Source organism: Hymenobacter sp., from assembly GCF_036387835.1.
Classification (GTDB): domain Bacteria; phylum Bacteroidota; class Bacteroidia; order Cytophagales; family Hymenobacteraceae; genus Hymenobacter.
The window spans coordinates 1-14,459 of the sequence record NZ_DASVSY010000112.1; the positions used below are offsets into that span (position 1 = coordinate 1).

12 protein-coding genes are annotated in these 14,459 nt (G+C 54.7%); 10 read left to right on the forward strand and 2 right to left on the reverse strand.

Annotated features, from left to right (window positions below; translation table 11 throughout):
- Positions 1–131 precede the first annotated feature (131 nt).
- The 5 genes from carA to VF639_RS22280 all read left to right on the forward strand — a co-directional run bounded on the left by carA (position 132) and on the right by VF639_RS22280 (position 6,032).
- A complete protein-coding gene (gene carA, locus VF639_RS22260) occupies positions 132–1,208 on the forward strand; it encodes a glutamine-hydrolyzing carbamoyl-phosphate synthase small subunit (protein ID WP_331148154.1) in 1,077 nt (358 codons plus the stop codon).
- Positions 1,209–1,296: 88 nt separating this feature from the next.
- Positions 1,297–1,614: a hypothetical protein gene (locus tag VF639_RS22265; protein WP_331148155.1), complete on the forward strand. Its 318-nt coding sequence runs from the start codon at positions 1,297–1,299 to the stop codon at positions 1,612–1,614.
- Positions 1,615–1,817: 203 nt separating this feature from the next.
- On the forward strand, positions 1,818–2,186 hold the full coding sequence (locus tag VF639_RS22270) for a hypothetical protein (RefSeq protein WP_331148156.1): 369 nt from the start codon (positions 1,818–1,820) through the stop codon (positions 2,184–2,186).
- Between the two features lie 105 nt (positions 2,187–2,291).
- Positions 2,292–5,522, forward strand: a complete 3,231-nt coding sequence (gene carB / locus VF639_RS22275) for a carbamoyl-phosphate synthase (glutamine-hydrolyzing) large subunit (RefSeq protein WP_331148157.1) — start codon at positions 2,292–2,294, stop codon at positions 5,520–5,522.
- 39 nt (positions 5,523–5,561) lie between these two features.
- Positions 5,562–6,032 carry an SMI1/KNR4 family protein gene (locus tag VF639_RS22280; RefSeq protein ID WP_331148158.1) on the forward strand — a complete coding sequence of 157 codons (471 nt, stop codon included), beginning with the start codon at positions 5,562–5,564 and terminating at the stop codon, positions 6,030–6,032.
- A 569-nt stretch (positions 6,033–6,601) separates the two neighbouring features.
- Here the strand turns inward: VF639_RS22280 and VF639_RS22285 are convergent.
- A complete protein-coding gene (locus tag VF639_RS22285; protein WP_331148159.1) occupies positions 6,602–7,195 on the reverse strand; it encodes a Uma2 family endonuclease in 594 nt (197 codons plus the stop codon).
- Between the two features lie 280 nt (positions 7,196–7,475).
- Here VF639_RS22285 and VF639_RS22290 point away from each other — a divergent pair, with 280 nt between their 5' ends.
- From VF639_RS22290 to VF639_RS22300, 3 genes are all read left to right on the forward strand, one after another.
- On the forward strand, positions 7,476–8,324 hold the full coding sequence (locus VF639_RS22290) for a hypothetical protein (protein WP_331148160.1): 849 nt from the start codon (positions 7,476–7,478) through the stop codon (positions 8,322–8,324).
- 32 nt (positions 8,325–8,356) lie between these two features.
- Entirely contained in the window at positions 8,357–9,301 is a 945-nt protein-coding gene (locus tag VF639_RS22295; RefSeq protein ID WP_331148161.1) for an N-acetylornithine carbamoyltransferase, read from the forward strand.
- A gap of 122 nt (positions 9,302–9,423) precedes the next feature.
- Positions 9,424–9,720: a hypothetical protein gene (locus VF639_RS22300; RefSeq protein WP_331148162.1), complete on the forward strand. Its 297-nt coding sequence runs from the start codon at positions 9,424–9,426 to the stop codon at positions 9,718–9,720.
- A gap of 135 nt (positions 9,721–9,855) precedes the next feature.
- Here VF639_RS22300 and VF639_RS22305 read toward each other — a convergent pair whose 3' ends face one another.
- Positions 9,856–10,782, reverse strand: coding sequence for a DMT family transporter (locus tag VF639_RS22305; protein WP_331148163.1), 927 nt, complete (start codon positions 10,780–10,782; stop codon positions 9,856–9,858).
- Between the two features lie 203 nt (positions 10,783–10,985).
- Here VF639_RS22305 and VF639_RS22310 point away from each other — a divergent pair, with 203 nt between their 5' ends.
- Positions 10,986–12,323: a replication-associated recombination protein A gene (locus tag VF639_RS22310; RefSeq protein ID WP_331148164.1), complete on the forward strand. Its 1,338-nt coding sequence runs from the start codon at positions 10,986–10,988 to the stop codon at positions 12,321–12,323.
- 276 nt (positions 12,324–12,599) lie between these two features.
- Positions 12,600–14,354 (forward strand): signal peptide peptidase SppA, encoded by a 1,755-nt coding sequence (sppA, locus tag VF639_RS22315; RefSeq protein WP_331148165.1) that lies wholly within the window; start codon positions 12,600–12,602, stop codon positions 14,352–14,354.
- The last annotated feature ends 105 nt before the right edge of the window (positions 14,355–14,459 follow it).

Genomic DNA, 14,459 nt, shown 5'->3' on the forward strand with positions numbered 1-14,459 from the left:
CCGGCCTCTGGCCACCCCTCCTTGAAAAAAAGGAGGGGAGCAAACTCCTAGATAACTAGCTTTGGGCTGCTTAACCTTTGCTCCACAAAAAGCAAGGCTTTCACTACTAGATTTTCCATCAACTAATACGGATGAAGCAAGTAAAGCTGGTGCTGGAAGACGGCACCGAAATCGAGGGGACTTCTTTTGGGGCTTACACCTCTGCGGCGGGCGAGGTGGTGTTCAGCACGGCCATGACGGGCTACCCCGAGAACCTAACAGACCCATCTTTTGCCGGGCAGATTCTGGTGCTCACTTACCCAATGGTGGGCAACTACGGCGTGCCTGGCGAGGATTTGTACGAGTCGATTTCCAAGATTTTCGAGTCGGATAAGATTCACATTGCCGGACTGGTAGTGAACTACTACTCGGAAGAGCACAGCCACTGGAACGCCGCCAAAAGCCTCGGCGACTGGCTCAAGGAGTACAACATCCCCGGCATCTTTGGGGTGGATACCCGCATGCTCACCAAAAAGCTGCGCGAGAAAGGCGCCATGCTCGGTAAGATTGTGGCCGAGGAAGATATTCCGCTCCACGACCCCAATCAGGACAACCTGGTAGCGCAAGTAAGTGCGCCCGGCGTGCAACACTACGGCCACGGCCAACACAAAATCGTGCTGGTCGACTGCGGCACCAAAACCAACATTATCCGCTGCTTCCTGGAGCGCGACGTCGAGCTGATTCGGGTGCCTTGGGACTACGACTTCAACCAGCTCGACTACGACGGCCTGTTCCTGAGCAACGGCCCCGGCGACCCGAAAATGTGCGAGGCCACCATCGGCCACCTGCAAACCGCCTTGCAGCACGACAAGCCCGTTTTTGGTATCTGCCTCGGCAACCAGCTCATGGGCCTGGCCGCCGGCGGCGACACGTTCAAGCTCAAATACGGCCACCGCAGCCACAACCAGCCCGTGCTCCTTTCCGGCACCAAGCGCAGCTACATCACCTCCCAAAACCACGGTTTTGCGCTGGATACCGCCACGCTGCCCGCCGAGTGGACCATGCTGTTCGAGAACCTGAACGACGGCACCTGCGAAGGCATCAAGCACAAAACCAAGCCGTTCTTCTCCACCCAATTCCACCCCGAAGCCGCCGGTGGCCCCGAGGATACGGAGTATCTGTTTGATGACTTTTTGAAGGCGGTGGCGGAGTACAAGACTGCCAAATAGCCTAGCCTAGGTAGAGCAAACCAAAAAAACGTCATGCAGAGCGCAGCGAAGCATCTTGCCCACTTCGTTGTAAACCATGATAAACCTCATGCCAAAGTGGAAAAGGTTAAAAGGCATTCCTCACAACATGACTCGAAGTTTCTTTGGAACCGAGAGATTCTATAGTTGTGGCTATATGGGTGATTGGCTTCTGCATGCAGCAAGAAAACTAGGTTTGACGAAAGCCTCTTTAAACGTCTTGAGTGCCTCATTTGAGCCCACAGAGCTAAATATCTACCCATTGACTTTTAATGCTGACTCATTAAAAGAGGTAATACACAAAGAGCTAATAGCAAATGGCTTTGAAACTGATTTTATAACGGAGGCCCGGATTAATTTTCAATTCCTCAACCCAAATATTTATTGAGTAGGAATCTATTGCTTCCCCCTACTAATAGACAAGGAAGGCAGGCGATATGAGCCAGGAAGAATAATAGCGGAAGGCCTTGAACCATATTTTGACCCTTTTGACGGAAAGAATATTCATCTGACGCAGTGATAGAAATACTTCGACAAGCTCAGCATGACGTTCTTTTTCCTCGCGTCCACATCTCCTAACGCACTACTCCAATGCAAGCAAAAAGTAGAGGTTTTCCGATATGGGGATATGTGCTGTTGGGTGCTCTGGCTTTCGCAACGTTTTATTTTGTCAAGAACATGGGACAGCGGACGATTATGAAAGCAGTGCTTGGTGAGCCGTCCGATCTGATTGCTACAGCTATGAGTTCGGCCAGAGTTTCCCCTAGGATAACCAGTAGAACGGGAAGGATAACCGCCAAAAACTTCAAGGTTGAGAAACTCAACTCTAAAAAAGATTCTCTCGCCTTTCGGTTTTTCTTGGAAGGTGCAAATTCCGATGCAACTATCAGACTCTGGATGACCAAACGGCCGTCCGGTAAATGGGGAATAGTAAAAAGTGACACTACCTTCACCAACTAAGAGCAAACCTACCACTCTCAGCTAACGAGCAACATGCTTCGGCAGGCTCCGCACGAAAGCCTTTTAACATGACCGTTCTGCCGGTCTGTTACCTCAACTCTAAGAATGAACAAACCCAACAAAGTTCTTGTCCTTGGTTCCGGTGCTCTCAAAATTGGTGAGGCCGGGGAGTTCGATTATTCCGGCTCGCAGGCGCTGAAGGCGCTAAAAGAGGAAGGTATCCGCACCATCCTCATCAACCCCAACATTGCTACCGTGCAAACGTCGGACAACATTGCCGACGACGTGTACTTCCTGCCCGTGACGCCCTTTTTCGTGGAGGAAGTCATCAAGAAGGAGCAGCCCGATGGCATTTTGGTGGCCTTTGGCGGCCAGACGGCGCTAAACTGCGCCGTGGCCTTGTTCCGGGATGGCGTGTTCGAGAAGTACAACGTGAAGGTGTTGGGTACGCCGGTGCAGTCTATTATCGACACCGAGGACCGGGATATTTTCAAGGACAAACTTGATCAGATTGGCGTGTTCACGGCCCGTAGCGTCGCCGTGACAACGATGGAGGACGCCCTGGCGGCCGGTGAGAAAATCGGCTTTCCCATCATCGTGCGGGCGGCATTTGCGCTGGGCGGCCTGGGCAGCGGCTTCGCCAACAACATCGACGAGCTACGGACGCTAGCTCAGAAATCCTTCACCACTTCCGACCAAATTCTGGTGGAGGAATCATTGAAGGGTTGGAAGGAAGTGGAGTACGAAGTGGTGCGCGACCAGTACGATAACTGCATCACGGTCTGCAACATGGAGAACTTCGACCCCATCGGCATCCACACTGGTGAAAGCATCGTGGTAGCGCCTTCCCAAACGCTAAGCAACCGCGAGTACCACAAGCTGCGCAGTATCGGCATCAAAACCATTCGCCACCTCGGCATTGTGGGCGAATGCAACATTCAGTACGCGCTGGACCCGGTTTCCGAGGATTATCGTGTGATTGAGGTGAATGCGCGCCTCTCGCGCTCCTCGGCGCTGGCTTCCAAAGCCACGGGTTATCCGCTGGCGTTTGTGGCGGCTAAGCTGAGCTTGGGCTATTCGCTGTCAGAGCTGAAAAACAGCGTAACGCAGACCACGACGGCGTTTTTCGAGCCGGCCCTGGACTACGTGGTGGTGAAGCTGCCGCGCTGGGATCTGGCCAAGTTTGAGGGCGTGAACCGGCAGATTGGTAGCGCCATGAAGAGCGTAGGCGAGGTGATGGCCATCGGTAAATCGTTCGAGGAAGCTATTCAGAAGGGCTTGCGGATGCTGGATACCGGCAAGCGCGGTTTCGTGGCCAACCGAGCGGACAGCGTAGACAATGCCACCATCGACAAGCTGCTGAGCGAGCCGAACGAGGAGCGTATCTTCGCCATCAACCAGGCTTTTGAAGCGGGCTACTCGCTGGAGCAAGTGCATGCCCTCACCAAAATCGACCATTGGTTTTTGCAGCGCCTGTTTGGAATCTTCCAGCTCGGCAACCAGCTCGCCGCCCTGCGCGGTACTGGCCTGGATGCTCTGGAAACCACGCTCCTGCGCGACTGCAAGAAGGCTGGCTTTTCCGACCAGCAACTAGCCGTGAAGCTGCTCGGCGAAGGCGACGTGAAGGCCGACGAGCTGCTGGTGCGCGCCCGCCGCAAGGCGTTGGGGGTGTTGCCGGTTATCAAGCAGATTGACACGCTGGCGGCCGAGTTTCCAGCCAAAACCAACTACCTCTACAGCACCTACCACGGCACTGAAAACGACCTGGAGCCGGAAACCGATAAATCGGTGATGGTGCTAGGGTCGGGGGTGTACCGCATTGGCAGCTCCGTGGAGTTCGACTGGTGCGGGGTGAATGCCGTGCAAACGGCGGCGGCGGAAGGCTACAAAACCATTATCCTTAACTACAACCCCGAAACCGTTTCGACGGACTACGACGTCAGCGACCGGCTGTACTTCGAGGAACTAAGCTTCGAGCGGGTGATGGACATTCTGGAGTTCGAATCGCCGGAAGGATTGATTCTTTCCACCGGTGGCCAGATTCCCAACAACCTGGCTACCCGCTTGCTGGAAGCACACGCGCCCGTTCTCGGCACCTCGCCGTTGCGCATCGACGAAGCCGAAAACCGTCACAAGTTCTCCAGCATCATGGACGAGCTCGGTATCGCGCAGCCGCGCTGGAAAGAGCTGACGTCGCTGGAGGCCATGTTCGAGTTTGTGAAAGAGGTTGGCTACCCGGTGCTGATTCGGCCGTCGTACGTGCTGTCGGGGGCGGCTATGAACGTGGTTTCCAACGCTTTCGAGATGGAAGCTTTCTTGCAAGCGGCCACGGAAGTGAGTGCCGAATATCCGGTGGTGGTGTCGGAATTCATGCAGGAAGCTAAGGAAATCGAGCTGGACGCGGTGGCCGCCAAGGGCGAAATCGTGAGCTACGCCATTTCCGAGCACGTGGAGTTTGCCGGCGTGCACTCCGGCGACGCCACCATGTACTACCCGCCGCAGAAAGTGTACGTGCGCACCATTCGTAAGCTGAAAATCATTGCCGAGAAAATTGCCCGGCGCTACGAAATCAGCGGCCCGTTCAACATTCAGTTCCTGGAGAAAGACGGCGAAATCCGGGTGATTGAGTGCAATATTCGCGCCTCCCGCAGCTTCCCGTTTGTGTCGAAAGTATCGGGTAACAACCTGATTAAGAAGGCCACGAAAGTGCTGCTCGGCCTGGACGTGGAGCGCGACGAGAGCGAGCGGGTGTACGACCTGCCCTTCGTGGGCGTGAAGGCGCCGCAGTTCTCGTTCACCCGCCTCCCCGGCGCCGACCCAGTGTTGCGCGTTGACATGGTGAGCACCGGCGAAGTAGGCTGCCTCGGTGACACGGCCGAAGAAGCGTTGCTGAAGTCGATGCTGAGCGTGGGCTACAAGATTCCGCAGAAAACCGTCCTGATTTCGGGCGGCCCGATCAAGTCGAAAGTAGCATTGCTGTCGGCGGTGGAGCTGCTGGTGAAGCGCGGCTACGTTATCTACGCCACGCAAGGCACGCACCGATTCTTCGCCGAAAACAACGTGCCAAGCAGCCTGCTCTTCTGGCCCGATGACCACGTAGAACCCAACGTGCTGACCTATCTGAAAGAGAAGAAAATCGACCTGGTTATCAACATCCCCAAGAACCTGTCGAAAGGCGAACTAGATAACGACTACAAAATCCGCCGCACGGCCGTGGATTTTGGTATTCCGCTGCTCACCAATGCCCGTCTGGCCAAGTCGTTCATCCAGGCCTTCTGCACGTTGCGGATGGAGGATTTGAAGATCAAGAGCTGGAACGAGTACAAGGCGATGTAGAATGATAGCGCGGACTTTATTGGGTCCGCGCTTTTTTATATGGAACAACTTCTTCACTTAAAGATTATTTGGGAACGGGCGAAAATCAGGTCCGAATGGACGGCAAGTGAATCCGATATTCTAAAATTTGAAACGGATCATAATGTAAAGCTTCCAGAAGATTTCCGTAGCTACTTTGAGACTGTGAATGGCATGGATGGCGAGGTAGATAGCGGCTTCTATGAATTTTATTCACTAAATAAAGTTGAGGACGTTGTTACTCAACTTGGCGATTATCACGGCATTCCAAAGCACAGTGATATTTTACATGAAATAGAGTATCCTGAAATGTGCTTTGTATTTGCTGATTATTCAATCAGTGTTATTGTCTACGCTATTCGATTAGGTAACGTAAATACCACTAAAAACGAAGTGTATGCAATATGTGGTGGTATTCATGAAGTCATAGCAGAATCGTTTTCAGATTTTATTTCTTTGTATTTAGAAAACCCTGATGCTTTACTGATTTAACTTTATACTCGTCCGTGAGCCGGGCCAGAGGCCGTGTAGCACCACTATGTTGTCGAGGTCAGCGAAAGTCATAATAAAAGAAGTCGGGCAGTTTACTCGAACATACGAAGCAGCAACGCTACGCCGAAAGGCTGAACGCCAACTGCTTCCTGTTTCTGGGGTTTCTCTAAACTAGAGTGGTGCTTGCCGCGCAGCATAGGGCGCTTACCTTCGCCCTACCGCACGGTTGTTCCACCTCACCACACGGCTGCCTCCTGAAAAGGTGAAGCCCCCGGTGCAGCAACACCGGGGGCTTCGAGAAGCAGGTGGAATTGCACCTAACTTCTTGCAGCAATGAGAAGAAATCCGTGCTTCGTAAACCTATACCACCGGCTACTGAAAAAGGTTTCTGGTGGTGGCTGATGTTGGAAACGGTTAAAGCGGCGCTGGCTGCTGCGGCCCGACACTGGATAAGCTAACGGGTTGGCAAGGGGCGGGGCCGACAGGTTCGGCCCCTTGTTTTTGTTGGCAATACCTGTTGTGGCAGCATTCAAATAGGGTGCAACTGGATTCGTACCTCAACTTTACACCTACCGCAACGGCCGCAAGTTCAGTTCAAACCCTGGCAAGGCCGGCTCGGCGCTCAGCGTCGAATCGAAGCTGCTGATTTCTACCGGCGCCTGTCCGTGCCGGTAGATGGTGGCGGTTTCGGCAGTGGGGTCGAGCAGGAAGCCGACTTCCACGCCGTTTTCCAGGTAGATTTCCATCTTGCGGCGTAGCGGAGCCAGGCCATCGGAGGGGGAGCGGACTTCAACCACGAGCGTAGGGCACACCGGCGGGAAACGCAGGCGTTGCGCTTCGGTCAGGGCATCGTAAGCAGCCTTTGGAACCCATGAGGCATCGGGAGAGCGGACGGAGCCATCGGGCAGCGTGAAACCGGCCGACGACTCGAACACGTAGCCGAGCTGGTGCTGGCGGTTCCAAAGCATCAGTTGAAAATGCACTTCGCCGGACTTGCGGCTTGATTCGGCTCCGGCGGGGGGCATAAAGATGATTTCGTGGTCGGCGTTGCGCTCTAGGCGTAGGGTGGGGTTATGTTGACAGAGGAGGAAAAACTCGTCGTCCGTGAGTTGGGTCAGGGGGCCGTGTAGCACCACTACGTTGTCGAGGTCGGCGAAAGTCATGGCAAGGAAACTAAATGGGGCGTATTCAAATATACAGGCTTACGCTTCAGTACGTCCGGCGCCGATCAAGAAGTTCGATTTCTTCGGTCTGCTATGCCGTTCTTGCAGCATAACTCTTGGACCATGCAAAACTTCACCTTTTTCGCCGATGTAGGAAAGCAAATCATTGGCGCCTTTGGGGAAGCCATAGTTGAGTCTATCGTATGCTTATAGCGAAATACGTTCGCCGATGTCAAGCACGAATAGGTTCGTTTACCTACTAAGCTAGAGGCTTTGAAACATGAATCCTGCTCGATTGGCTATTTACTTGATTGCTTTGCTAGGTGCTGCTAGGTTACCGGCACATGCCCAGAAAGTCTCCCGAGCTGACAGTATTCGGCAAGTGGAGACTCGGTGGGTGCAAACGTCTACGGGAAAGGTGGTGAATGCTAAGGGGCCTAAAGGTTTTGCGAAGCCTTCACCTGGGCATGCCCTCTACTTCACGCAGGTAGATACAGTTCGGTTGCCTTACGTGGTGTACGTGCCTAAATCGTATAATCCCAAGGTTGCTACTCGCCTGATCGTATATCTGCATGGGGGAGTCGTAAGCCTGAAAAATTTCGAATACAAAGATCCTGATTTTGTAGACGAAACAATCTTCAAGCTGGCCGAGAAATATCAAGCGCTGGTGCTATTCCCATTTGGCCGCAAAACGTTCGGGTGGGTAGAGCAGCCTGCAGCCTTCGAAGCCGTAGTAGAGGTAATTGGCGAAGCTAAGAAGCATTATCATGTGAATGACAAGCAGGTGTACATCGGCGGATTTTCAAATGGTGGCACGGCTACCTTCTGGTTTGCCGACCATCATCCGGAGTTGTTTGCCGGTTACTACACCATTTCGGCAAGGCCCCGTCTGGACATCGGGCCCATTAATTTTCGGCGGTTAGGCAATCAGCCTTTTTATTCTCTTCATGCGCAAAACGACAGTTTGTTCCGCTACAAAAATGTGTTGGCCACTTACAACCAGCACCGGGCGGAAGCCCCCGGTTGGCAATTGGAAACACAGCCAACCGGTAGCCACGGCATTATTTACGCACCGGGCGGAGACAAATCATTAGAGCGGCTGCTTGACAAACTGTTGCTACGACCTTAACTAAGTTGCCAAAGCACTTCGGCTACCAACTCATGCAAAACTTCACCTCTTTCGCCGACGCGGGCGACTACAAAGCCTTATTGCAGCAAGCCCTGGAAATCAAGGCTAACCCGTATGGCTATCAGCACATCGGCAAAAACAAAACCGTTGGGTTGATCTTCTTCAACCCTAGTTTGCGTACTCGCCTCAGCTCCATCAAAGCGGCCTACAACTTAGGGGCGCAGGCGTGGGTGCTCAACGCTGGGGCCGACTCATGGACGCTGGAAATGGCCGATGGCGCGGTGATGAACGGCGGCACGCAGGAGCACATCAAAGAAGCCATTGCGGTAATGAGCCAGTATTGCGACGTACTAGGCGTACGCACCTTTCCCACACTCAAGGACCGAGACGAGGACTACGAGGAAGTGGTATTCAACAAGATTCGCAAGTACGCCACCGTACCCGTTATCAGCCTGGAAAGTGCCACGCTACACCCGCTGCAGTCGTTTGCCGACCTGATTACGGTGGCTGAGTTCAAGCAGAAAGAGCGGGTGAAAGTGGTGCTGACCTGGGCCCCGCACGTGCGCGCCCTGCCCCAATGCGTGCCTAATTCGTTTGCCGATTGGTTTTCGGAAATCGAGTGGGTGGATTTCGTTATCACCCACCCCAAGGGTTACGAGCTAAACCCCAAGTTCACCAAAGGTGCCCGCATCGAGTATGACCAGCAGAAAGCCCTGGAAGGTGCCGACTTTGTGCAGGCCAAAAACTGGAGCAGCTACGAGCAGTACGGCCAGGTGCTAGAAAATGATCCGTCCTGGATGCTGACACCCGAGCACATGACCGGCACCAACGACGCGAAATTTCTGCATTGCCTGCCTGTGCGCCGCAACGTAGAGGTGTCCGACGCCATTCTGGATTCGCCTAACTCTTTAGTGGTTCAGGAAGCTGGAAACCGGGTCTTCTCGATGCAAACGGTACTGCACGAACTGCTGAAATAGCGTGCAAAATTCAGGCAATTTGGGGTGGTTCAGCAACTAGATACGGGAGTCTTCGTTTAAGGGCACTCGACAAAGTCTGACTCAACCGTTAGATTTTGGATAGTTCACCATAACCCCTTTTCATGAAAAAGCTACTTGTTCTCGCCGCTGTATTTGTGTCCGGTATTTCTGCCGCCAACGCGCAAACCTCGACCACTACGACTACGACGGCTCCGCAACAGAGCACCACTACTCAGCCACAGCCTGCTACAACTCAGCCTGCGACTACCCCTACCACGGCCCCTGCTACGACTACTACTGTTGAAACTCAGTCTAGCACAAGCGCTACCCCGGCTACTCCTACTATGCCGACCGATGCCGACGTGAAGTCGAAAGACAAGAAGAAAAAGTCGAAAGTAAAGACTGATCCTAACAAGTAAGCCCGTAGGTGTTCTGCACCTATCACACTAAAAAGAAAGCCTGGCTGCTCTTGAAGCAGCCAGGCTTTCTTTTTTACCGGCTAAGGCATCCGCTAAGGGCGCAACTGCCATTGGGCAGGCAAATGATGTGGCGGGTTAATCTTGAATCGGCTCCAGCGGCACGGCAACAGGCTTGGGCTTGCGACTTACCAGAAACACGCCGCCAAAAATCAGCAGGGCCTGTAAGGCTTTGGCTGTCGTAAACGTGTCTTTGCCCAAGCTTACAGCAATTAGCACCGCCAACGCAGGTTGCAGATAGATATAAGCGCCCAGCAGGGCAGGGGAGGCGTATTTCAGGGCCCAATTGTTGAGCAGATAAGCCAGAATAGTGAGGCATATCACCATGTAAGCAATGGCGGCCCAAATGCTGGTCGGAAAGCTAGCGTAGTCGGGCTCCTGCACTTGCTGCCAGCCGGCGGGCACGGCCAGTACGGCCCCCACCAGAAAGATGCGCGCCAGCACCGTGAACGGGTGGTACTTACGCATCAGCGGCATCACGATAACCAAATACGCCCCGAAGGCCGTGGCATTAAGCAAGATGTACACGTTGCCTAACGTGCCGTCTTGGCCGGGTACGGCCGAGGGACCACTGCGGCCCAGAATAATAAGTGCCGCGCCCGTGCCAGCCAGCGCAATACCCAATAACCGCGGCAGGGTTAGTTTTTCGCCGAGCAACACCACCGAGGCCAGCACCGTCACGATGGGAGCCACTGTTTGAATAAGGGAGGCATTGATAGGGGACGTAAGGTTGAGACCGGAGAAGAACAGCAGCTGATTGAGCCCAATACCCAGTACCCCGCACGTCAGAGCCCGTAGGTTGTCGGCGCGGCCAGTAATACGGTCCTGCGGGGCCACGATGCGGCTGATAATGCCAAAAAACAAGGCAGCCCCCACAATCCGCAACAGCACCAACCCGAACGGGCCCATGTAGTGCGGCATCACGTCTTTGGAAATGCTATAGTTGCCCGCGTAGATCAGGGCCACCAGAAACAGGGCCGCGTGGACCTTGACGGAGTTTTTCATTGCAAGCAAAGGTACGGCGGGAAATAGCGTGTTTTAGCGCGGAAATCCTGTGGCTTCTGTTCCGCGACGAGTGCAGCGAGTATCCAGTACGGCGCCGCGCGGCTCCTACGCGTAGGAACTCGCGGTGCTCGTCGCGGAACAGATTTCCGCGCTACACCGCACGGCATCTGCCGTACTTTTACAGTTCGAACTTCCTTCTACCCATGTCCACCGGCTCCCTCTTCGATTCCGAACCTACACCTGCTTCCAACCTGCGCCCGAAAGCGGCCGATACAGCCCCCTTGGCCGAGCGCCGGCGGCCCCGCACCCTCGATGAATATGCCGGCCAGCAGCATCTCATTGGGCCAGAAGGCGTGCTGCGGCGCTACCTGAACGCCGGACGCTTGCCGAGTTTGATCTTGTGGGGCCCGCCTGGCGTTGGCAAAACCACGCTGGCGCACTTGCTGGCCGAGGAGCTGCACAAGCCCTTTGTGGCCTTGAGCGCCATCAATGCGGGCGTGAAAGACGTACGGGAGGTGATTGAGCGGGCCAAAAAGCAGCGCGGCACCATCTTGTTTATCGACGAGATTCACCGCTTTAGCAAGAGCCAGCAAGACGCACTGCTCGGGGCCGTGGAACAAGGCATTGTCACGCTGATTGGTGCTACCACCGAGAATCCATCGTTCGAGGTGATTCCGGCCGTGCTGAGCCGGGCGCAGGTGTACGTGCTGGAGCCGCTGAGCAAGGAAGTCCTGACCGACCTCGTAGATAAAGCCCTAACTGAAGACGAGCAGCTCAAGCAAAAAAACGTGCGGGTGCTGGAATATGGCGCCCTGCTCACCATCTCGGGCGGCGACGCCCGTAAGCTGCTCAACCTGCTCGAAATCGTGGTGGAGTCCAGCCGCCCCGACCCGGAAACCGGCGAAATCAGCGTCACCGACGAAGTGGTGCAGCAACTTGCGCAGCAACACCTGGCTCGCTACGATAAAGGAGGCGAGATGCACTACGACGTTATTTCGGCCTTCATCAAGAGCATCCGCGGCTCCGACCCCAATGCCGCGCTCTACTATCTGGCCGTGATGCTGGAAGGCGGCGAGGACCCGAAATTTATTGCGCGGCGCTTGCTTATTCTGGCCAGTGAAGACGTGGGTATGGCCAACCCTAACGCCCTGATGCTGGCCAATAGTTGTTTTCAGGCCGTCACGGTAATTGGGATGCCCGAAGGCGACATTATTTTGGGGCAAACTGTCGTGTACTTAGCTACTTCGCCCAAAAGCAACGCCAGCTACAAAGCCATCCGGGAGGCGCGGGCGCTGGTGCGGCAGCAGGGCGTACAGTCGGTGCCTATTCCGTTGCGCAACGCCCCCACCAAGCTCATGAAAGACCTCGGCTACGGCGGCCAGTACCAATACTCCCACGATTATCCTGGCAATTTCGCTTACCAGGAATTCATGCCCGAAACGCTTAGCGGCACCACCTTCTACCACCCCGGCCACAACCCCGCCGAAACCAAGATCCAGGACCGCCTGCGCCAGCTGTGGGGCGAAAAGTATGGGTATTGAACAGATGCTAAGGTGATTTCGGGAGGTTATGTTAAAGAGCTGACGTATTTCTGGCGTTGCTCTGTAATGAAGAAAGTTGCTTCGGCGATTAATGCTTTCACAAGCAGACGCCAGCCCAAACACGCCGTTCTGGAATTTCATATAACTCTTCCGTAGTTCGGATAGTCTGAATGAATAACTTGCCCGTTGATGTTGTTCTATTAAAAGCAAAATGCAACCTGCTGCGTCTGCATTTGCGTCATTCGCTTCCAATCAGTTTAATCTGTTTTTCTTTTCATGCGACAATTTTTTAAATACGTGCTGGCCACCATCACCGGCATTTTCATATTAGGGCTGCTAGGCTTGGTGTTGCTGGTTGGCTTCGTGGCCGCGCTGGCTTCTTCCGACAAAGAAGTGACCGTAGCCAACGACTCGGTGCTGGAACTCAAGCTGGATAAGCCCATTGCCGAGCGTGAAAGCCGCGACTCTTTCGGCTCCGCCTTTAGCAACCAGGCCGACGACATCGGGCTCGACCAACTGAAAGCCACCATTCGCCGGGCCAAAAACGATAGCGACATCAAAGGTATCTTCCTGAATGTAGAGTTGGTGCAGGCCGGCATGGCGTCGTTGGAGGAAGTGCGCGACGCGCTGCTGGACTTCAAGAAGTCGGGCAAGTTTGTGGTGGCGTACGCCGATGCGGCTTCCGAGAAAAGCTACTACCTGACGTCGGTTGCCAACCGCATCTACCTTAATCCGCAGGGGACGTTGGAGTTCAACGGTCTGAGCTCGGAGACCATGTACTATAAGAACCTGTTCGACAAGGCCGGCATTCAGCCCCAGATTTTCCGGGTGGGTTCGTTTAAAAGTGCGGTGGAGCCGTTTTTCCGGGAGAACATGTCGGATTCGGCCAGGCTTCAGACTTCGTCGTTCCTAAACTCCATCAACGACTTCACGCTTGGCCACGTAGCCGCGTCGCGTAAGATTGCCCCGGCCCGCCTCAAAGTTATTTCGGACTCCATGCTGGTGCACAACGCCGACGATGCCAAGCGCCTCGGCCTCGTTACGCACCTCGGCTACTACGACCAGGCCCTCGACTACATGAAAGGCAAGCTAGGCGTAGAGAAAGACAAAGAGCTCAGCTTGGTGAACCTCGGCGACTACAGCAAAGCCGAAGACGATGAAAACACCAGCAGCAACCGTATTGCCGTGGTATACGCCGACGGTGACATTGTAACCGGCAAAGGCGGCAACGACAACATCGGCAGCACCCGCTTCGCCGAGGCCATCCGCAAGGCCCGTCTCGACGATAAAGTGAAAGCGGTGGTACTGCGCGTAAACTCGCCCGGCGGTTCTTCGCTGGCTTCCGACATCATCTACCGCGAGGTGATGCTTACCAAGAAAGTGAAGCCCATTGTGTGCTCGATGTCGGACGTGGCGGCCAGCGGCGGCTACTTCATTGCCATGGGCTGCGACACCATTGTGGCGCACCCGAACACCATTACCGGCAGCATTGGCGTATTTGGCGTGCTGCCCAACATCGAGCCGCTGCTGCGCGACAAACTAGGCGTTACGACGGACCGGGTAACGACCGGCAAGTTCTCGGACTTTCCCACGGTTACGCGGGCCCTCACGCCGTTCGAGAAAACGCAGTTTCAAAACGAAATCAACCGTATCTACGCTGATTTCACCACCAAAGCCGCCCAAGGCCGCCACATGCCGGTGGAGCGGTTGCGCGGTTTTGCTTCCGGCCGGGTGTGGTCGGGTTCCGAAGCCAAAGCCCGGGGCTTGGTGGACGTGCTCGGCTCGTTTGATGATGCCTTGCGTATTGCGGCCCGCCGTGCCAAACTCAAAGAAGGCGACTACCGCATCCAGAAGCTGCCGCGCCAACGCACCTTCGCCGAATCTATCTTCAGTGGTTTCAGCGAAGAAGCGAAGCTGCGGTTAGTGAAAGAAGAAATGGGCCCGATGTACCCCGTGTACCAGCAGTACAAGAAGCTCTCGGAAATGAAAGGCGCCCAAATGCGCATGCCCTTCGAGCTGAATATTCAATAGTGTTATCAACAAAGGCCGTCATGCTGAGCGCAGGCGCAGCCGGAGTCGAAGCATCTCGCTAGTGTGGTAATCAACAACCGGATGAGGTTACCACACTAGCGAGAT

What these genes read in the sequence shown, in the direction of transcription:
- carA (WP_331148154.1), top strand. Translation starts at nt 132, where the DNA reads ATGAAGCAAGTAAAGCTGGTGCTGGAAGACGGCACCGAAATCGAGGGG.
- VF639_RS22265 (WP_331148155.1), top strand. Translation starts at nt 1,297, where the DNA reads ATGCCAAAGTGGAAAAGGTTAAAAGGCATTCCTCACAACATGACTCGA.
- VF639_RS22270 (WP_331148156.1), top strand. Translation starts at nt 1,818, where the DNA reads ATGCAAGCAAAAAGTAGAGGTTTTCCGATATGGGGATATGTGCTGTTG.
- carB (WP_331148157.1), top strand. Translation starts at nt 2,292, where the DNA reads ATGAACAAACCCAACAAAGTTCTTGTCCTTGGTTCCGGTGCTCTCAAA.
- VF639_RS22280 (WP_331148158.1), top strand. Translation starts at nt 5,562, where the DNA reads ATGGAACAACTTCTTCACTTAAAGATTATTTGGGAACGGGCGAAAATC.
- VF639_RS22285 (WP_331148159.1), bottom strand. Translation starts at nt 7,195, where the DNA reads ATGACTTTCGCCGACCTCGACAACGTAGTGGTGCTACACGGCCCCCTG.
- VF639_RS22290 (WP_331148160.1), top strand. Translation starts at nt 7,476, where the DNA reads ATGAATCCTGCTCGATTGGCTATTTACTTGATTGCTTTGCTAGGTGCT.
- VF639_RS22295 (WP_331148161.1), top strand. Translation starts at nt 8,357, where the DNA reads ATGCAAAACTTCACCTCTTTCGCCGACGCGGGCGACTACAAAGCCTTA.
- VF639_RS22300 (WP_331148162.1), top strand. Translation starts at nt 9,424, where the DNA reads ATGAAAAAGCTACTTGTTCTCGCCGCTGTATTTGTGTCCGGTATTTCT.
- VF639_RS22305 (WP_331148163.1), bottom strand. Translation starts at nt 10,782, where the DNA reads ATGAAAAACTCCGTCAAGGTCCACGCGGCCCTGTTTCTGGTGGCCCTG.
- VF639_RS22310 (WP_331148164.1), top strand. Translation starts at nt 10,986, where the DNA reads ATGTCCACCGGCTCCCTCTTCGATTCCGAACCTACACCTGCTTCCAAC.
- sppA (WP_331148165.1), top strand. Translation starts at nt 12,600, where the DNA reads ATGCGACAATTTTTTAAATACGTGCTGGCCACCATCACCGGCATTTTC.